This is a genomic window from Streptomyces sp. R44, assembly GCF_041053105.1.
Lineage (GTDB): Bacteria > Actinomycetota > Actinomycetes > Streptomycetales > Streptomycetaceae > Streptomyces.
Genome location: NZ_CP163444.1, coordinates 6,331,771 through 6,350,730, shown reverse-complemented (window position 1 = coordinate 6,350,730; position 18,960 = coordinate 6,331,771). Strand labels below are relative to the sequence as shown.

Below are 18,960 nucleotides of genomic sequence, written 5' to 3'. Positions count from 1 at the left end.
TAGTGACAACTTCTCCGGTGGACACACAGACCAAGGACGAGCCAGCCCGCGCCGCAGGTCGGCCGGGCATCGCCTTGACCGTCATCGCCGCCTGCCAGCTGATGGTCGTTCTCGACGCCACCATCGTGAACATCGCGCTGCCGCACATCCAGGACGCGCTCTCCTTCTCGACCACCGACCTGTCGTGGGTGCTCAGCGCCTACACGCTCACCTTCGGCGGTCTGCTGCTCCTCGGCGGACGTGCCGGCGACATCCTCGGCCGCCGCCGGGTGTTCATGGCCGGAATCCTGCTCTTCACGTTCGCCTCGCTGCTCGGCGGCTTCGCCCAGGAGCCCTGGCAGCTGCTCGCGGCGCGGGCTCTGCAGGGCGTCGGCGGCGCGATCGCCTCGCCCACCTCGCTCGCGCTGATCACCACGACGTTCCCCGAAGGGCCGGAGCGCAACCGGGCGTTCGGTGTGTTCGCCGCGGTCTCCGCCGGTGGCGGCGCCATCGGGCTGCTCGCCGGCGGAGCGCTCACCGAGTGGCTCGACTGGCGCTGGGTCTTCTTCGTCAACGTGCCGATCGGCCTGCTGATCGCCTTCCTCACCCCGCGCTACATAGCCGAGTCCGAGCGCCACCCGGGCCGCTTCGACATCGCGGGCGCCACGACGTCGACGCTGGGCATGGCCGCGCTGGTCTACGGCTTCATCCGGGCGTCCGAGAAGGGCTGGAAGGACGGCCTGACCATCGGCTCCTTCGCCGCCGCGGTGGTCCTCCTCGTGGCCTTCGCCGTGGTGGAGTCGCGCGCCAAGGAGCCGATCACCCCGCTGCGCATGTTCGCGGACCGCAACCGCTCGGGCACGTACGTCATCATGCTCAGCCTGTCGGCCGCCATGTTCGGCATGTTCTTCTTCATCGTGCTGTGGGTGCAGAACGTCCTGGGCTACAACCCGGTCAAGGCCGGACTCGCCTTCCTCCCGGTGACCCTGGCGATCGGCGTCGGCGCGGGCCTCGCCCAGCGCCTGCTCCCGGTCCTCGGCCCCAAGCCGTTCATGGTGACCGGAGCGACGCTCACCGGCGTCGGGCTCTTCTGGCTGACGTTCATCTCGTCGGACAGCAGCTACGTCGGCGGGGTGCTCGGCCCGATGGTCGTGTTCGGCTTCGGCATGGGCCTCAACTTCGTGACGCTCACGCTCACGGCGGTCTCCGGAGTCGCCCAGCACGAGGCGGGCGCCGCCTCGGGTCTGCTCAACGCGACCCAGCAGGTCGGCGGCTCGCTCGGCCTCTCCATCCTGGTCACCGTCTTCGGCACGGCGAGCCGCGAGGAGAGCGAGAAGCAGCTGCCGGACTTCCTCGCGCACTCGACGGCCAAGGAGCAGGCCGAGGCCCTGCAGGCGAGGGAGCTGCCCGCGCCCTGGGGCCACGAGGTGCTGACCTCCGGCATCTCCTCGGCCTTCACGGCCGCCGTCGGCATGGTGCTGATCGCCCTGGTCACGGCCGTCCTGGTGATCCGGGTCCGCAAGAGCGACCTGGAGGCGCTGAGCGGCCGCGCCGAGGCCGCGGGCCCGGTGGCCTGAGCACGCGCACGCGTACCTGATCACGCCGCTGTCCCCCGCCCCCGTCGGGGCGGGGGACAGCGCCCGTCTCAGTCCGTGCCGTCCGGAACCCATCCCGGAAGGTCCTCGGTCTGCCGCAGCCACTCCTCCGGCGGCGTGCCGGCCGCCGCGGCGGCGACCACTCCCCCGGCGATGGCGCAGGTCGTGTCGACGTCGCCGCCGACCTGCGCGGTCGTCCAGAACACCCGCTCGAAGTCGCCCAGCCCGCGCGCGGCCGACCAGAGCGCGAAGGGGACCGTGTCGTGGGCGCTGGTCCGCCGTCCGCTGCCGAGCACCGCGGCGACCGTGCCGGCGTCGCCGTAGTCGAGCATGTCGCGGGCCCTGCGCAGACCCGCGCCGACCGCGCTGCGCGGCACCAGGGCGATGACGCCGTCGAGCAGCGCCTCGGGCGTGGGCGGCCCGGCCGGGTCCGCGGCGAGCGCGGCCGCGGCGGCGACGGCCATGGCCCCGACCACGGCCTCCCGGTGCTGGTGGGTGGTGTAGGCGGAGATCTCGGCCTGGTGGGTCGCCTGCTCGGGGTCGTCGGCGTACCAGGCTCCCAGCGGGGCGATCCGCATCGCGGCGCCGTTGCCCCAGGAGCCCTGTCCGTTGAAGAGCGCGGCGGCCAGTTCCCGCCAGTCGCCGCCCTCCCGGATGAGCCGGAGCATCCGGTTGACCGCGGGGCCGTAGCCCCGGTCGAAGTCGTGGTGCTCCGCGAAGGACAGGGCCAGGGCGTCCTGGTCGATCCGGTGGTGGTGCGCGAGGACGGCCAGGACGGAGCAGGCCATCTCGGTGTCGTCGGTCCACTGCCAGGGGCCGGCGGGCAGCTCGCGCCGCTTCAGCAGGGGGTAGTGGGCGGGTACGAAGAACTGGGAGCCCAGGGCGTCTCCCACGGACAGCCCGCGCAGGCTGGCCAGGGCGCGGTCGAAGCGCCGGTCGGGTGAGGAGTCAGCGGTCATCGGTCTGCCACTCTATCCGGTGGGGCCGTACGGTTCCGGGGTACGCCAGCGTTCGAACGGCCTGTCCAGGCGGTACCTGCCGTCCTCTCCGAGCAGGAGCGTGCGGGTCTCGGCATTGCCGGGATTCGACAGCGACTCGAACTCCGCGACGGTCCAGTGGAACCAGCGCATGCAGAACAGCCGCATGGTCAGCCCATGGGTGACGAGCAGGACGTTGGGCGGGTGGTCGGGCGCTTCGAAGCTGCGGTACAGGCTCTCCAGGAAGGCGCCGACGCGGTCGTACACGTCGGCACCGGACTCGCCCTGCGCGAAGCGGTAGAAGAAGTGCCCGTACGCGTCCCGATAGGCCTTCTGCAGGCGTACGTCCTCCCGTTCCTGCCAGTTGCCCCAGTCCTGCTCCCGCAGCCTCGGCTCCTCCCGCACCCGTACCCGCTCCGCGGGGAGCCGGAAGGCCCGGAGGGTCTCGTGGGTGCGGCGGTACGGCGAGACGTAGACGCTGACCGGCTCGTCCCCGAAGAGCTCCCGCAGCCGCTCCCCCGTCTCCGCGGCCTGCCGCCACCCGGTCTCGGTCAGCCTCAGGGCGTGGTCGGGCTCGCGTTCGTACACCGTGTCATCGGCATTGCCCTCGGACTCTCCGTGCCGTACGAGAACGATGCGCCGCGGTCGTGCCATACCCCGACCCTAGATCGCCCCTCTCCGGCAGGCTCAGCCGAGGCGGCGCCCGGAGCCCATCCGGGGTACGTGCCCGGGGAGGCTCACACGGTCCAGGACGGTTCGAGCTGCACGACGTCGCCGTTCAGCGCCGCCACGTCGGCCGCGGTACGGGCCCGCAGCCCGAGCCGCTCCACGCGCTCGACCCGGTATTTTCCGTGCTCGGCGGCGGACTGCCACAGGGAGAGCACCAGGAACTCGCTGCCGGGGGCCTCGCCGAACAGGCCCCGCAGCATCCCGGGAGAGCCGGCCATGGCCGGATTCCACACCTTCTCCTGCATGAGCGCGAAGTGCTCGGCACGGTCCTCGTGGACCCGGCAGTGCGCCACCCGTGCCACGTCGGCGTCGGCGAACCGCGGCTCGAACCCCGTCTTCACGTCGAAGCGGTGGTCGAAGAGCTTGACCTGGATGTCCTTGAAGGTCCCCACCTGGGAGGCCGCCAGGCGATCGTGCGACCGCGCCATGAACGAGTCGTAGAAGGCCCGGCTCTCCCAGAACGCGAAGATGTGGGCGACGTCCGGGCGACCCCGGCTCCACCCGCCGCCCTGGCCCCGGAATCCCGGCTCACCGAGCAGCCCCGCCCATTTCCGCTGTCCCCGCTCGAACCCTCGACGGTCCACCACGGTGCAGCGAATCCACTTGACCAGCACCGCGCCATCGTACGGGGCCGGAGAGCGCCCCGGCAGACCCCGTCAGAGTCCCGCCGCGTGCACGCGTTCCAGACCGGCGCGCTCCTCGTCGTCCAGTTCGATCCCGAACTCGGCCTCCAGCGTCGCCGCCAACTCGGCCACGCCCACTGTCCGTTCCCCTGCGGTTCCGTCCGTACGCATCGTGGAGAGACGCTCGCGCACCAGCGCCCTGCGCACGTCCGCGCCGGGCCGCTGGGCCACGACCTGGCCGAGGAAACGTGACTGCGGGTGGCTGGAGCTGTAGTGGTTCATGACGGTGAAGTCGCCGGGGTAGAGGGTCTGCGGCGAGAACGCGTACAGATCGGTCCAGCCCTCCGGCCGCAGCGAGCGCAGCACGTGGATGCCCTCGTCCTCGACGCCGATCCCGAACGTCCAGCCGCTCTGCTCCACGCGCGCGCCGTCCCGCAGCGGTACGGGCTCCAGCGGCCCCTGCCAGCCGAACCCGACGTCGGCGAGCCACTGTTCGCCCTCGACGGTGACCACGAGGAGCGCGTGGGTGACCGGTGGCAGCGCCGCGCCCCGCGAGCGGTTGCGGGCGCCGCGGCCGGCCACCTGGAAGCCGATCCGTTCGAGGACGGCCGCGAAGAGGGAGTTCTGCTCGTAGCAGTAGCCGCCCCGGCGTCGCTCGACGAGCTTGCCCTGAAGGCTCTTCACGTCGAGGGGGACGTTCCTCCCGAGGGCGACGTCGAGATTCTCGAACGGAATGGCCGAAACGTGTGCCCGGTGAAGGGTCGTCAAGGTCCCGACATCGGCGGCGAGTTCCCCTTCCCGTCCGACGTCGTATCCGATTCGAGCCAGATATGCGTCGAGATCCAGCTCGTCACCGCTCCACAAACCGCTCTCCCCCTCAAGCGCCGGGTCCTCTGTCGTAGGCACATGACACCATGAGTAATCGGCCCACGACCACGGGCTTTTGAACGGGTCGACGGTACGAGGCGAGGGCGTGCGCGGGGGCGCGCGCGGAGAGGGGAAGCACCATGAGCGGACTCAACAAAGGGGTGGCACGCGTCGAGGTCACGCTCAAGTGGGACCCCGCGCCGGTCGGCAGGCCGGCCCACGACCTGGATCTGGTCGCCGGGGTGTTTCCCGCGGACGACCCGCACGGCGCCCCGGCCCACCTGGTGCACTTCGGCAGCCGTTCCCCGGACGGCACGATCACGCTCCACCGCGACAGCCGTACGGGGCAGGGGTTCGGCTACGACGAGGCCATGACCCTGGAGCTGGACCGGCTGGACGCGCGGTACGCGCGCGTGGTGGTGGGCGTCGCCATACAGCAGGGCGGCGGGCGACTCACGTTCGGCGACATAGCGAACACGGGCATACGGGTCCGCGAGGGCTACACCGACCTGCTGACCCACGACTTCGCGGACGTCCGCGGGGCGCGCTCGGCGACGGTCGTGGAGTTCACCCGCGACGGCGCGGACGGCTGGTCGTACCGCTCGATCAGCCGCGGTTTCGACGCCGACCCGCAGACCTTCGGCACGCTCCTGGGCTCCCCCGCGGCCTGACAACCACCTGCCCGCGCATGCGAAAGGGGCGCCGACCGGTGGTCGGCGCCCCCTCACGGGCGACCGGACGGGCGGTCCGGTGCGCTCAGCGGCTTCCGCGGCTCAGCGCACCGGCCGGCGTCAGCTGCAGCCGCTGGTGGAGCCGCAGCCCTCGCAGATGTAGCAGGAGCCGGCCCGCTGCATCTTGGTGCCGCAGGAGAAGCAGAGCGGGGCGTCGGCGCTGATGCCGAGCTGCATCTCGACGAGCTCCGCGGAGGTGTGGGCCTGCTTCGGAGCCGGGACCTCGATCTTCGGGGCCGGGGCCGCGACGGCCTTCAGCTCCTGGGTGCGGGGCGCGGACTGGGCGAGCGCCTCGACGTCGACGTCCTCGTCCTCGGGCTGCTCGTACGAGCCGGTGTCGAGGTGACGCTGACGCTCCTCGGCCGAGTGGATGCCGAGGGCGGAGCGGGTCTCGAAGGGCAGGAAGTCCAGCGCGAGGCGGCGGAAGATGTAGTCGACGATCGACTGCGCCATCCGCACGTCCGGGTCGTCCGTCATGCCGGCCGGCTCGAAGCGCATGTTGGTGAACTTCGAGACGTAGGTCTCGAGCGGGACGCCGTACTGCAGACCCACGGAGACGGCGATGGAGAAGGCGTCCATCATGCCGGCGAGGGTGGAGCCCTGCTTGGACATCTTCAGGAAGACCTCGCCGAGACCGTCGTCCGGGTAGGAGTTGGCGGTCATGTAGCCCTCGGCGCCACCGACGGTGAAGGAGGTGGTGATCCCCGGGCGGCCCTTGGGCAGGCGCTTGCGGACCGGACGGTACTCGACGACCTTCTCGACGGCCTCGCGGATCGTCGCCTCGGACTTCGCGGTGACCTCGACCTTCTCCTCCTCCTTCTTCTTGGCGGAGAGGGGCTGGCCGACCTTGCAGTTGTCGCGGTAGATGGCGAGCGCCTTGACGCCCATCTTCCAGGCCTCGAAGTAGACCTCCTCGACGTCCTCGACCGTGGCCGTCTCCGGCAGGTTCACGGTCTTGGAGAGGGCGCCGGAGATCCACGGCTGGATGGCGGCCATCATGCGGACGTGGCCCATCGCGGAGATGGAGCGCTCGCCCATGGCGCAGTCGAAGACCTCGTAGTGCTCGGTCTTCAGGCCGGGGGCGTCGATCACATTGCCGTGCTCGGCGATGTGGGCGACGATCGCCTCGATCTGCTCCTCCTGGTAGCCCAGGCGGCGCAGGGCCTGCGGGACGGTGCCGTTGACGATCTGCATCGAGCCGCCGCCGACGAGCTTCTTGAACTTGACCAGGGCGAGGTCGGGCTCGAGGCCGGTGGTGTCGCAGGACATCGCGAGACCGATGGTGCCGGTGGGGGCGATGACCGAGGCCTGGGCGTTGCGGAAGCCGTTCTTGGCGCCGAGGCGGATCACGTCCTGCCAGGCCTCCGTGGCGGCGGCCCAGATCGGCGAGTCCAGGTCGTCCATGCGGACGGCCTTGGTGTTCTCGTCGGCGTGCTGCTGCATGACGCGCTGGTGCGGCTCGGCGTTGAGGGCGTAGCCGTCGTACGCGCCGACGACCGCGGCGAGCTCGGCGGACCGCTTGTACGAGGTGCCGGTCATCAGGGAGGTGATGGCGCCGGCGAGGGCGCGGCCGCCGTCGGAGTCGTACGCGTGGCCGGTCGCCATCAGCAGGGCGCCGAGGTTGGCGTAGCCGATGCCGAGCTGGCGGTAGGCGCGGGTGTTCTCACCGATCTTCTGGGTGGGGAAGTCGGCGAAGCAGATGGAGATGTCCATCGCGGTGATGACGAGCTCGACGACCTTGGCGAAGCGCTCGACGTCGAAGGACTGGTTGCCCTTGCCGTCGTCCTTGAGGAACTTCATCAGGTTCAGCGAGGCGAGGTTGCAGGACGTGTTGTCCAGGTGCATGTACTCGCTGCACGGGTTCGAGCCGTTGATGCGGCCGGACTCGGGGCAGGTGTGCCAGTGGTTGATCGTGTCGTCGTACTGGATGCCTGGGTCGGCGCAGGCCCACGCGGCCTCGGCCATCTTGCGGAAGAGCGCCTTGGCGTCGACCTCCTCGATGACCTCGCCGGTCATGCGCGAGGTGAGGCCGAACTTGCCGCCGGACTCGACGGCCTTCATGAACGTGTCGTTCACGCGGACCGAGTTGTTGGCGTTCTGGTACTGGACGGACGTGATGTCGTCGCCGCCCAGGTCCATGTCGAAGCCCGCGTCACGGAGGGCGCGGATCTTCTCCTCCTCCTTGACCTTGGTCTCGATGAAGTCCTCGATGTCGGGGTGGTCGACGTCGAGGATGACCATCTTGGCCGCGCGGCGGGTGGCGCCGCCCGACTTGATCGTTCCCGCGGAGGCGTCGGCGCCGCGCATGAAGGAGACCGGGCCGGAGGCGTTGCCGCCCGAGGAGAGGAGCTCCTTGGAGGAGCGGATGCGGGAGAGGTTCAGGCCGGCGCCGGAGCCGCCCTTGAAGATCATGCCCTCTTCCTTGTACCAGTCGAGGATGGACTCCATGGAGTCGTCGACGGACAGGATGAAGCAGGCGGAGACCTGCTGGGGCTGCGGCGTGCCGACGTTGAACCAGACCGGCGAGTTGAAGCTGAAGATCTGGTGCAGGAGGGCGTAGGCCAGCTCGTGCTCGAAGATCTCTGCGTCGGCGGGCGAGGTGAAGTAGCCGTACTCCTCGCCGGCCTTCGTGTACGTCTTCACGATCCGGTCGATGAGCTGCTTGAGACCGGTCTCGCGCTGCGGAGTGCCGACCGCACCGCGGAAGTACTTGCTGGTGACGATGTTGACCGCGTTCACCGACCAGAAGTCGGGGAACTCGACGCCACGCTGCTCGAAGTTGATCGAGCCGTCGCGCCAGTTGGTCATGACGACGTCACGGCGCTCCCAGGCGACCTCGTCGTACGGATGCACGCCGGGGGTGGTGTGGATGCGCTCGATACGCAGGCCCTTGCTCGCCGACTTGGTTCCCTTGGTGCGGGAACCACGTGCCGGGCCGCTCGCCGTCTCTGTCATGCCGCCTCCCATATACGGGCAAAACACACTTTGGCACCCAGATAGTCCCAGGGCACCGTCTTCTGTACGTCGTTCTGTACTGCTGCCACAGGGACCACAGGGGTCGCCCGGGGCACGTCTGCCGGGCCGCACGGCGGCCGGACGCCGGGCCGTCGAACGGCCCGGTCCGCCGATCAGTCGGCGGCGGTGGCGGGAACGGGGACCTCAGGGGTCGCACCGGTCCCGCGGTTCTCAGCGGGAGGCCGCACGCGGAGCTCCGCGATGGCGGCCTCGAAGTCTTCGAGGCTGTCGAAAGCCTTGTACACGGACGCGAAGCGCAGGTACGCGACGAGGTCGAGCTCCTGCAGGGGGCCGAGGATGGCCAGGCCCACGTCGTGGGTGGTCAGCTCGGCGCTGCCGGTGGCGCGCACCGCCTCCTCGACCCGCTGGCCGAGCTTGGCGAGGGCGTCCTCGGTGACCGGTCGCCCCTGGCACGCCTTGCGGACGCCGGAGATGACCTTGGTGCGGCTGAAGGGCTCGGTGACGCCGGAGCGCTTCACCACCATGAGCGAGCAGGTCTCCACCGTCGTGAAACGACGGGAGCAGTCGGGGCACTGGCGGCGGCGTCGGATCGACGTCCCGTCGTCGGTGGTGCGACTGTCGACGACACGGCTGTCGGGGTGCCTGCAGAAGGGGCAGTGCATTGGTTCCGACCCTCCTCACGGCACGACTGACGAGCCTCGCCGGCCCTTCAGGGCCCTGCGAAGCGACCACCAGCATAGGCGATACGGGCACCCCCGGCAGACCGGGGACCACTACCCCTGGGTGGCCGATGCCATCCAACCACTAGATCTTGGGTTGGGGGCACCAACGGCCCCTCCGCGTGTCGCAGCCCGGACACTCCCGCGGATCCGCATCTCCGGGTGCGACACTGGGACGGTGCACCGGTCGCTCGCGACCCAGCGGCGAAGGCTACCGTAACGACCGATTTGGGACGGCGGAGTGAGCGGGCTCATACACCCCCGCACATACGCACGTAAGGCAATCTGCGAATTTTCACTCGAACGTGTGTTTGGCGCAACCTTTCGAAAGCCACTACCGTTGTGCCAGCCAGGGAGACCATTCGAGAGGGGCCGACGACGTGACCACCACCGCAGACAGTGCCACCATCACCGCCCAGGACCGCTCCCAGGGCCGACTCGAGCCGGTGCACGCCATGAATGACGCAAGCATGAACGGCGAGGAGCCCGGGCGACCCGCCCGCGCCCTCCCCGGGCGACCTCCAGGCATCCGCGCCGACAGCTCCGGACTCACCGACCGGCAGCGCAGGGTCATCGAAGTCATCCGCGACTCGGTCCAGCGGCGCGGCTACCCGCCGTCGATGCGGGAGATCGGGCAGGCGGTCGGCCTCTCCAGCACCTCCTCGGTCGCGCACCAGCTCATGGCGCTGGAGCGCAAGGGCTTCCTCCGCCGCGACCCGCACCGGCCGCGCGCCTACGAGGTCCGCGGCTCCGACCAGCCGAGCACCCAGCCGACGGACACCACCGGCAAGCCCGCCGCGTCGTACGTCCCGCTGGTCGGCCGGATCGCAGCCGGTGGCCCCATCCTGGCCGAGGAGTCCGTCGAGGACGTCTTCCCCCTCCCCCGCCAGCTGGTCGGCGACGGCGAGCTGTTCGTCCTGAAGGTCGTCGGCGACTCGATGATCGAGGCCGCCATCTGTGACGGCGACTGGGTCACCGTCCGCCGTCAGCCCGTCGCGGAGAACGGCGACATCGTCGCCGCGATGCTCGACGGCGAGGCCACCGTCAAGCGCTTCAAGCGCGAGGACGGCCACGTCTGGCTGCTCCCGCACAACGCGGCGTACCAGCCCATCCCCGGCGACGAGGCCACCATCCTCGGCAAGGTCGTGGCGGTGCTGCGGCGGGTGTGATCCTCCCCCGCCGGCTCTGACCGGGCCCCGGGACCCACTGCGCCGGTCCCGGGGCCCTGCCATGTCCGGAGCCGGGCCCGTCAGACGTCGGCCGTCTTCGAGGCGGCATCGATCGCCGCGAGCGACTTCCGCACCTGGTTGCGGTCCGTCGTGTACCAGAAGTCGGGCAGCGAGGCCTTCAGATAGCTGCCGTAGCGGGCGGTGGCCAGCCGGGGATCGAGGACCGCGACCACGCCGCGGTCACCCGTGGCGCGCACCAGCCGGCCCGCGCCCTGGGCCATCAGCAGGGCCGCGTGGGTGGCGGCGACCGCCATGAAGCCGTTGCCGCCGGCTTCCTCGACGGCCTTCTGCCGCGCGCTCATCAGCGGGTCGTCCGGCCGCGGGAACGGGATCTTGTCCATGACGACCAGCTGACAGCTGGGCCCCGGTACGTCCACGCCCTGCCAGAGCGAGAGCGTGCCGAAGAGACAGGTCTTCGGGTCGGCCGCGAAGTTCTTGATCAGCTCGCCCAGCGTGTCCTCGCCCTGGAGCAGGATCGGCAGCTCCGGGATCCGGCTCCGCAGCTCCTCCGCCGCCTGCTGCGCGGCACGCATGGAGGAGAAGAGACCGAGGGTCCGCCCCCCTGCCGCCTGCATCAGCTCGGTGAGCTCGTCGAGCATGTCGCCCCGCTCCCCGTCACGCGCGGGGCGCGAGAGGTGCTTGGCGACGTACAGGATGCCCTGCTTGGGGTAGTCGAACGGGGAGCCGACGTCGATGCCCTTCCAGACGGGCAGGTCGTCGCCCTTGGTGCCCTCGGGGGCCAGTCCGAGCGAGGCCCCGACCCCGTTGAAGTCGCCGCCGAGCTTGAGCGTGGCCGAGGCGAGCACTACGGACCGCTCCGTGAAGAGCTTCTCCCGCAGCAGGCCCGAGACGGTCAGCGGCGCGACCCGCAGCGAGGCCCCGAACCGGTCGTGACGCTCGTACCAGACGACGTCGTACTCGGAACCGTGGGTGATCCGCTCCGCCACGCCGTGCACGGTCTCCACGGAGGCCATGGCCTGCTTGCGCACCGCGTCCTCGTCCTGCACGGCCCGGTCCCGGGTGTTGCCCAGGGCCGTGATCACCGCGCGGGCCGCGTCCCGCAGCGCCATCAACGCGTACGCCAGGTCCTCCGGGATCTCCTCCAGGCGGCCCGGCAGTGCCAGCTCCATGACCCGCTCGAAGCCCTCCGCGGCGGTCTGCAGTTGGTCGGCCGTCTTCTCGTCCACGAGCTTCGCGGCCCGGCGCACGGCGCGGTTGACCTGGCCCGGCGTGAGCTCGCCGGTGGCGACGCCCGTGACCCGGGAGACCAGCTCATGGGCCTCGTCGACGATCAGCACCTCGTGCTGCGGGAGCACCGGGGCGCCCTCGATGGCGTCGATGGCGAGGAGGGCGTGGTTGGTGACGACGACGTCCGCGAGCTTGGCGCGCTCGCGCGCCGCCTCGGCGAAGCACTCCGGCCCGTACGCGCACTTGCTCGCGCCGAGGCACTCACGGGAGGAGACCGAGACCTGGGCCCAGGCCTTGTCGGAGACGCCCGGCGTCAGGTCGTCCCGGTCGCCGGTCTCCGTCTCGTCCGACCAGTCCCGCAGCCGCAGCAGGTCCTGGCCCAGCTTGCTGGTGGGCGCGGCCGCCTCGAAGGGGTCGAAGAGGCCGTCCTCCTCGTCCTGCGGGACGCCTTCGTGGAGCCGGTGCAGGCAGAGGTAGTTCGACCTGCCCTTGAGCATGGCGAACTGCGGGCGGCGGCGCAGCTGCGGATGCAGCGCGTCGACCGTCCGGGGAAGGTCGCGCTCGACGAGCTGGCGCTGGAGCGCCAGGGTGGCCGTGGCCACCACCACCCGCTCGCCCTGGGCGAGCGCCGGCACGAGATAGCCGAGCGACTTGCCCGTGCCGGTGCCGGCCTGGACGAGGAGGTGGGAGTTGTCGTCGATGGCCTCGGCCACGGCCTCGGCCATGGTGACCTGGCCGGGCCGCTCCGTGCCGCCGACGGCGGAGACGGCGGCGTGGAGGAGGTCGGGGAGGGATGGCTTCGTCATAGCGCTTCCAGCCTACGGGGCGGCACTGACAGCCGGGGCACGTGTGCGCCTCATGCGAGCGGGTTGGGGACGGTGCCGTGGACGGCCGCGTGCGGGCGGTCGGGCCGGTCCCGGTAGCCGTCCAGGTGCAGACGGTTGCGGTTGAGACAGAGCCGCTCGATGCGCGGGGTCAGGAGGTCGAAGAGCTCGAACCGTTCCTTCAGCTCGGGGAAGCGTGCCTGGTGCCGCAGGATCTCCGCTCGGACGAGGCCCCAGAAGTCCTCCTCGGGCACTCCGAGTTGCTCTTCGCAGAGCGGTGCCAGGTAGCGGAAGACTCCGACGAAGAGCCCCGAATGGATGAACTGGATCAGGAATCCGGGCTCCTCCGTCAACAGGACGGCGCGGACATCATCCGGAAGGGTGGCGTGTTCGGGAAGGGGCTGGGCACAGATGTTCACATCGTCGACGAAGTCCTTGATCGCGAGGCGAACCGGGACGTCGTCGCCGTCGTACACCACGATGGCGTTCTCGCCGTGGGGCGAGAAGACGGTGCCGTACCGGTAGAGGAAGTGCAGCAGCGGGGGGAGCAGAGCGGTGAAGAGGCGCTGGAGCCAGACGGCGGGGGCGAGCCCGGAGCGTTCGACGAGTTCGGCGACGAACGCCCGGCCCTCGGGGTCGGTGTGGAGGAGGGAGGCGAGGGTGCGGGCCCGCTCGCCCGGGGGCAGCCTCAGGGGTTCGCGCCAGATCGCGCCGAGGAGTTCCTTGTACTGGTACGGGACTTCGGGCAGCCGGTCGTACAGCGGGTGCTCGACGGTGACGGAGGCGACCTCGCCGAGAAGGATCACTCCGCACTCGTCCCGCAGAAAGGGGTCGTCCTCGCGAAGACCCTGGACCCAGGCGGTGACGGCGGGCGCGGCGAGGGTCCGCTCGGTGGGCAGTCCGCGCCAGACGAGGGTGTTGAGCACCGACAACGGCAGTTTGACGGTGTGCCGGTCGGGGCGGCTGGTGTTGAGGAAGGTACGGACGGACTGCTGCGGCAGCCGGAGGTCGCCGTCGGCGGGGAGCGGGACGACGGTCCCGGCGGCGATGGCCGGGGCGTAGAGCGGCAGCAGGATCTCGTCCCACTGCCAGGGGTGGACGGGCAGCAGGAGGTAGCCGTCGGGTTCGTGGCCGCGGGCGGTCAGCGCGGCGCGGAAGGCGGCGTGCACCTCGGGGTCGAGTTCCCGGGCGTAGAGACGGTCGGGGGTGTCGAGGCCGGAGACGCCGCGGTAGGCGGCGAGGCGGTTGCTGACGGCGATCCACGGCAGTCGGGTGGCGCGGCGGGCCTCGGGGGCCCAGTGGGCGGCGTCGGTGGCGGAGAAGCCGATGCGGCCTTTGTTGAGGACGAGCCAGGGGTGGCCGGTCTGGTGGCCTTCGAGTTCGGCGTAGGAGAGTTCGGCGAGCTCGGCGGCGGTGAGGGCCGTGTGGTCGAGGCGGGCGTCGGCGGCCAGGGTGGCGGAGAGCTCGCGGATCAGATGGCCGAGGGTGGCGCCGTCGAGCCGGAGGAGGCGGCGGGCGCGGACCAGGAAGTCGAAGGGGTCGGTGAGGGGGCGGCCCTCGTGGGTGACTGAGCCGGCGGTGACGTGCCAGCTGCCGTAGGCGCCGCGGCGGGCACGGAAGGTGAGTGTGGTGCCGTCGTCGAGGAGCAGTGCGTGGAGGTCGGGTTCGCCGTCCTCCATGGGCACGGGTTCGAGGATCTCCTCGTAGGAGAACTCGGAGAGGGCCTTGGCGAGGAGGCGGGAACAGGCCCGTGTCCACGCGGCCTCGTTCAGCTCGGGGGGCGCGAGCAGCTCGGGCGCGGGGACGGCTCCGCCGGTGGGAGGCGGGCCGGCCGGGCTGGGTGGTGCGGAGTCGTGGGGTGCAGGGGACGTCGACACGAGGACTCCTCGGGGTGGGAACCGCTGTGGGTCGAGCGGTGGAGGTGAGGCACGGGGTGAGGCAGGGGGTGTTCACAGGACGTGACGTAGGGCCCGGTCACGGATCATGAGCGCGGCTCTTTTGTCGGGGAGGTCGACTTCCGCCGCGTAACGGAAGCCGCCGGTGAGGAAGGCGGAGACGGAGGGGGTGTTGCGGATGTCGGGTTCGGCGACGACGCGGGTGCAGCGGGGACGGTGGTCGAGGACCAGATCGGCGACGGCGCGGAGCAGTGTGGTGCCGACGCCGCGGCCACGGTCGGTGGCGCCTCCGATCAGCAGGTGGATACCCGTGTCGTGGGGAAGCGCCGGGTAGTACCGGGCGAGCGGGTCGAGATCGGCGCGGTAGATCTCGAAGTAGCTCATGGGGGTGCCGTCGAGGACGCCGAGGCAGGGGACGCTCCGGCCGTCGCCCTCGAGCTGGGCGCGGACGTGCTCGGCGGTGACGGTGTCGGGTCCGGCGAGTTCCCAGAAGGCGGCGACGGCGGGGTCGTTCATCCATCGGGTGAGGAGCGGCAGATCGCGTTCGAGCCGCACGGGTACGAGGCGGAAGGGGCCCACGGGGGTGTCGGCGGGGCTCCAGCCGGCGACGGAGTCCAGCAGATCGCCGTCGAGGAGGGCGACGAGGTCGTCGACCCTCAGGTTCAGGGTGTCCTCCCCCGGCGGGTCGACCGGTGGGCGGGTGGGTGACACGGTGTCGCTCTCCTCTCGGCGGTGCGGTCGGGGCGGCGTGGGACGCCGCCGGGGTGGTTCAGCTGCGGAGGGGGTTGGTGACGGTGACGTAGACGGACTGGGTGTCGACGGGCCCGACGAGCTCGTCCAGGCCGTGGAGGCGGGTGAGGAGATTGGCCTTGCTGCGCAGGGTCGCGGCTTCCAGGAGCCGGTGTGGAAGGGGTGAGCCGAGGCTGGTGGCGGAGATGAGGAAGCTGCGGAAGGCGGCGAGCAGTACGCGTTCGTCGGCGAGGTGCTGGGCGCCGAAGGCGCCGATCAGACCGAGGACGTTGTTGATGCCGAGGTAGTAGGCGAAGCGCTCGTCGGTGACCTGGTCGGAGACGAAGGTGTCGCTGTCGGCACCGATGCCGGGGAGGCGGCTCTCCAGCTCGCCCCGGTGGGACTCGCGGAAGTAGTAGCCCTGGTTGTCCCGGTAGCGGCCGCCGACCGGCCAGCCGTCCGGGTCCAGGAGCACCAGGGTGTTCTGCTGGTGGGCCTCCAGGGCGATGCCGGCGTGGCCGTCGAGCCAGAGGACGGGGCGGACGACCTGGTCGAGGTAGCGGAGGAACCACTCGGCGGCGACGGCGGTCGTGGGGCGGCCGGTGCGGGCGGAGAGCCGTCCGATGAGGTCGGCGAGCCGGGAGCGCATGGTGGTGGCTCCGGGCCAGGGGCGGGGCGCCGTGAGGGAGGCGATGCAGACGGCGTCGTCGCCGGGGGCGAAGGGGTTGTGGCGGATCATGACGTCGAGGCCGGGGACGGGGGTGCCGTCTGGGGCGTCGACGGCGAGCCAGGCGGGGTCGCGGACGATGTCGAAGGTCGGGTGGGCGGCCTGCCATTCGTCGACGAGGCCGGTGCGGAGCAGCCGGTGGACCTCCACGCCGCGGTGGAGTTCCTTGCGGAGGTTCTCGCGGCGGGAGTTGGTGATGCGCAGGCCGAGGGAGAGCTTGAGCATGGCCCGCGCGCCGGGGCGGTGCACGGTGCGGACGGAGGAGGTGGGGTGCCAGGGGCTGCCGTGGAGGCCGAGGTCGTGCAGGAGGCCGGCGTCGAGGAAAGCCCGGACGTCGGGGCGGTGCAGGAGTTCGCGGGCCTGCCAGGGGTGCAGGGGCAGCGGTGCGGTGCCGGTGGGGATGGCGAGTCCTTCGGCGAGGCCGGAGGCGAGTTGTTCGGCGGTGACGGGCCGGCCCTGTTCGGTCCAGGCGGAGTCGGTGGCCAGGAGGGTGCGGTCGACGGCGATCCAGTGGAGGGGGAAGGAGCCGTGGAGTTCGGGTGAGTAGAGCCGGCCCTCTGCCTCGGAGAGTCCTTCGCGGCTCTTGGGGGTGGGGTGGAGCGGGTGGCCGAGCAGCAGGGACTGTTCGGCGGCGAGGAAGAGGTCGGCGTCCGGGTGCGGCTCGGGGCGGCGGCGGCGCTCGGTGAGGAAGGCGGCGGTGCGGCGGGAGGAGTCGGCGACGCGGCCGACGAGGTCGGTGCCCTCGGAGCGGCCGGTCTCGCGGCTCAGCAGGGCGGCCACCGTGACGGCGTCGGCGGCCGGCGCCGAGGCCGGGAGTCCTTCGAGGGCGGGAGCACCGAAGCGGTGCCAGCCGGTGGGCGACCAGTAGCGGACGGGGACGAGGAGGGCGGTGCCGCTGGCGTCGAGGGGGATGCGCAGGGTGGTCGATCCGGGGGCGGGGAGGTTCTTCTCCCGGACCCAACAGCGGAGGAGGTTCTCGACGGCTGCGGCGTCGGCGGCGCGCTGGGGGTCGGGGTCGTCCAGTGGGTCGGGGCTGCCGGCCGTGCGGCGGCTCGGGGGCTCGTACGGTCCGGTGTGCTGGCGCGGGACGGTGGGTTCCTCGGATCCGAACGGATCCACGCCGAGCTCTTCGGAGCCGAACGTGTCCGGGAGGAGAGCCTGCATCGTCCGGCCCTCGGGGTGGAGGGACGCGGAGAGCGGGGGCTCCGCGTGGAGGGACGCGGAGAGGGGGCTCCGCGTGGAGGGACGCGGAGAGCGGGGGCTCCGCGTGGAGGGACGCGGGGAGCGGGGGCTCCGCGTGGAGGGCGGGGAGCGGGGGCTCCGCGTGGAAGGGTCCGGGGAGTGGGGGCTCCGGGTGGAGGGGGGGGGTGGTGGTGCGGGGTGGTTCGGTGGTGGGAGGCGGGGTGGTGGGGGTGGCGTTCACGGGGGGCTTCCTTGGGGGTGGGGGCCGGGGCGGTCCGGGGTCAGTGGGACGGGCCGGAGGCGTTCCGGGGGGCCGTGGCCCGGGGGGAGGCGGACGGGTGCGGGGTGTGGGCCCGTTCGGCCGCGGCGAGGGCGTCGGCGAAGCGGTCCAGGACGGCGTCGGCCTGCTCGTCGGTGAGGGTGAGCGGGGGCAGGAGCCGGACCACCGCGGAGTGGCGGCCGCCGAGTTCGACGATGAGTCCGCGGGCGAGGCACTCCTGCTGGACGGCGACGGCCAGGGCGGGGGCGGGGGGAGGGACGGGGTCGTCCGGGCCGGCCGCTTCGGGATCGACGAGTTCGACGCCGATCATCAGGCCCCGGCCGCGGACGTCGCCGACGCAGGGGTGGGCGGCGGCGAGGCCCTGGAGGCGGCCGAGGATACGGGCGCCGAGGGTGCCGGCCCGTTCGGCGAGCTTGTTCTCGCGGACGTACGCGAGGGTGGCCGCGCCGGCGGCCATGGCGAGCTGGTTGCCGCGGAAGGTGCCGGCGTGGGCGCCGGGTTCCCAGGCGTCGAGCTCCGACCGGTAGACGATGACGGCGAGCGGGAGGGAGCCGCCGATGGCCTTGGAGAGGACCATCACGTCGGGCACGACGCCGCTGTGTTCGACGGCCCAGAAGGTGCCGGTGCGGCCGACCCCGGTCTGGACCTCGTCGACGATGAGGGGGACGGAGCGGTCGGCGGTGATGCGGCGCATCCGGCGCATCCAGTCGTCGGGGGCGGGGATGACTCCGCCCTCGCCCTGGACGGCCTCGACGATCATTCCGGCGGGGGTGGTGACGCCGCTCTTGGGGTCGTCGAGGAGGGTCTCGGTCCAGCGGGCGGCGAGTTCGGCGCCGCGCTCGCCGCCGACGCCGAAGGGGCAGCGGTACTGCTGCGGGTAGGGCAGCCGGGTCACGCGGACGTCGGTCGCGCCTCCCGAGGCGTCGAGGGCTCCGGCCGTCATGCCGTGGTAGGCGCCGGTGAAGGCGAGGAGGCCGCTGCGGCCGGTGGCCGTCCGGACGAGTTTGAGGGCCGCCTCGACCGCGTCCGTACCCGCCGGTCCGCAGAACTGGATGCGGGCGTCGACGGCGAGTGCGCCGGGGAGGGTGGCGAAGAGCTCGGAGGTGAAGGCGTCCTTGACGGGGGTGGCGAGGTCGAGGACGTGGAGGGGAGCGCCGGAGTCGAGGACCTTCCTGATGGCTTCCAGGACCACGGGGTGGTTGTGGCCGAGGGCGAGGGTCCCGGCGCCGGACAGGCAGTCCAGGTAGCGGCGGCCGTCGGCGCCCTCGATGGTCAGCCCCCGGGCCCGTACGGGGACGATCGGCAGGGAGCGGGCGTAGGTGCGGGCGGCGGACTCGCGCTGGGACTGGCGGCGCAGGATGCCCTCGTACCCCTCCCCTCGGTCCGTCCGGTCCCTCTGGCCCGGCTGGTCCCTCTGGTCCGTCCGGTCCCTCTGGCCCGGCTGGTCGCTCCGGCCCGGCTGGTCGCTCCGGTCCGGCTGGTCCGTCGGCCGGGTCTGGGTGCGCGCGGCCGGTGGGACGGCCGGAGCTGATTCGGTCACGGCCACGGCTGGGTGTCCTCCCGCTGTAACAGTTGCGTTGCACATCGGGGCGTCGTGAAGCCGCCGCAAGGGCCGCCCTGAACGCCACCGTTGTGTCCCCCGTACGTACCAACGACGGGAACTGCCGGGGATCACGGGCCGGGGGGCAGGAAGTTGGCGTGTCCCGGATC

At 71.7% G+C, this 18,960-nt stretch carries 14 protein-coding genes; 3 read left to right on the top strand and 11 right to left on the bottom strand.

Annotated elements, in window-relative coordinates:
• Positions 1-17 precede the first annotated feature (17 nt).
• A complete protein-coding gene (locus AB5J54_RS29560) occupies positions 18-1,556 on the top strand; it encodes an MFS transporter (RefSeq protein WP_369146944.1) in 1,539 nt (512 codons plus the stop codon).
• 68 nt (positions 1,557-1,624) lie between these two features.
• Here AB5J54_RS29560 and AB5J54_RS29555 read toward each other — a convergent pair whose 3' ends face one another.
• From AB5J54_RS29555 to AB5J54_RS29540, 4 genes are all read right to left on the bottom strand, one after another.
• Positions 1,625-2,533 carry an ADP-ribosylglycohydrolase family protein gene (locus tag AB5J54_RS29555; protein ID WP_369146942.1) on the bottom strand — a complete coding sequence of 303 codons (909 nt, stop codon included), beginning with the start codon at positions 2,531-2,533 and terminating at the stop codon, positions 1,625-1,627.
• A 12-nt stretch (positions 2,534-2,545) separates the two neighbouring features.
• Positions 2,546-3,205: a histidine phosphatase family protein gene (locus tag AB5J54_RS29550; RefSeq protein ID WP_369146941.1), complete on the bottom strand. Its 660-nt coding sequence runs from the start codon at positions 3,203-3,205 to the stop codon at positions 2,546-2,548.
• A gap of 83 nt (positions 3,206-3,288) precedes the next feature.
• The gene (locus AB5J54_RS29545; protein WP_359588532.1) at positions 3,289-3,894 is read right to left on the bottom strand and encodes a YdbC family protein; all 606 of its coding nucleotides are present in this window, start codon (positions 3,892-3,894) and stop codon (positions 3,289-3,291) included.
• Between the two features lie 42 nt (positions 3,895-3,936).
• Entirely contained in the window at positions 3,937-4,809 is an 873-nt protein-coding gene (locus tag AB5J54_RS29540) for an arylamine N-acetyltransferase (protein WP_369146940.1), read from the bottom strand.
• 101 nt (positions 4,810-4,910) lie between these two features.
• Between AB5J54_RS29540 and AB5J54_RS29535 the strand changes: the two genes are divergently transcribed.
• Entirely contained in the window at positions 4,911-5,441 is a 531-nt protein-coding gene (locus AB5J54_RS29535; protein WP_369146939.1) for a TerD family protein, read from the top strand.
• A 120-nt stretch (positions 5,442-5,561) separates the two neighbouring features.
• Here AB5J54_RS29535 and AB5J54_RS29530 read toward each other — a convergent pair whose 3' ends face one another.
• Positions 5,562-8,456 carry a vitamin B12-dependent ribonucleotide reductase gene (locus AB5J54_RS29530; RefSeq protein ID WP_369146938.1) on the bottom strand — a complete coding sequence of 965 codons (2,895 nt, stop codon included), beginning with the start codon at positions 8,454-8,456 and terminating at the stop codon, positions 5,562-5,564.
• A 173-nt stretch (positions 8,457-8,629) separates the two neighbouring features.
• Positions 8,630-9,139 carry a transcriptional regulator NrdR gene (gene nrdR, locus AB5J54_RS29525; protein WP_030325324.1) on the bottom strand — a complete coding sequence of 170 codons (510 nt, stop codon included), beginning with the start codon at positions 9,137-9,139 and terminating at the stop codon, positions 8,630-8,632.
• A gap of 437 nt (positions 9,140-9,576) precedes the next feature.
• Between nrdR and lexA the strand changes: the two genes are divergently transcribed.
• Positions 9,577-10,365: a transcriptional repressor LexA gene (gene lexA / locus AB5J54_RS29520; protein WP_015036661.1), complete on the top strand. Its 789-nt coding sequence runs from the start codon at positions 9,577-9,579 to the stop codon at positions 10,363-10,365.
• Between the two features lie 80 nt (positions 10,366-10,445).
• Here the strand turns inward: lexA and AB5J54_RS29515 are convergent, their stop codons facing one another.
• The 5 genes from AB5J54_RS29515 to AB5J54_RS29495 form a co-directional block, all read right to left on the bottom strand.
• On the bottom strand, positions 10,446-12,419 hold the full coding sequence (locus AB5J54_RS29515; RefSeq protein WP_369146937.1) for an ATP-dependent DNA helicase: 1,974 nt from the start codon (positions 12,417-12,419) through the stop codon (positions 10,446-10,448).
• 50 nt (positions 12,420-12,469) lie between these two features.
• Positions 12,470-14,227, bottom strand: a complete 1,758-nt coding sequence (locus AB5J54_RS29510) for an IucA/IucC family siderophore biosynthesis protein (protein WP_369149495.1) — start codon at positions 14,225-14,227, stop codon at positions 12,470-12,472.
• Between the two features lie 159 nt (positions 14,228-14,386).
• Positions 14,387-15,043 carry a GNAT family N-acetyltransferase gene (locus AB5J54_RS29505; protein ID WP_369146936.1) on the bottom strand — a complete coding sequence of 219 codons (657 nt, stop codon included), beginning with the start codon at positions 15,041-15,043 and terminating at the stop codon, positions 14,387-14,389.
• Between the two features lie 58 nt (positions 15,044-15,101).
• The gene (locus AB5J54_RS29500) at positions 15,102-16,952 is read right to left on the bottom strand and encodes an IucA/IucC family siderophore biosynthesis protein (protein ID WP_369146935.1); all 1,851 of its coding nucleotides are present in this window, start codon (positions 16,950-16,952) and stop codon (positions 15,102-15,104) included.
• A 299-nt stretch (positions 16,953-17,251) separates the two neighbouring features.
• The gene (locus AB5J54_RS29495) at positions 17,252-18,796 is read right to left on the bottom strand and encodes a diaminobutyrate--2-oxoglutarate transaminase (RefSeq protein ID WP_369146934.1); all 1,545 of its coding nucleotides are present in this window, start codon (positions 18,794-18,796) and stop codon (positions 17,252-17,254) included.
• Positions 18,797-18,960 lie beyond the last annotated feature (164 nt).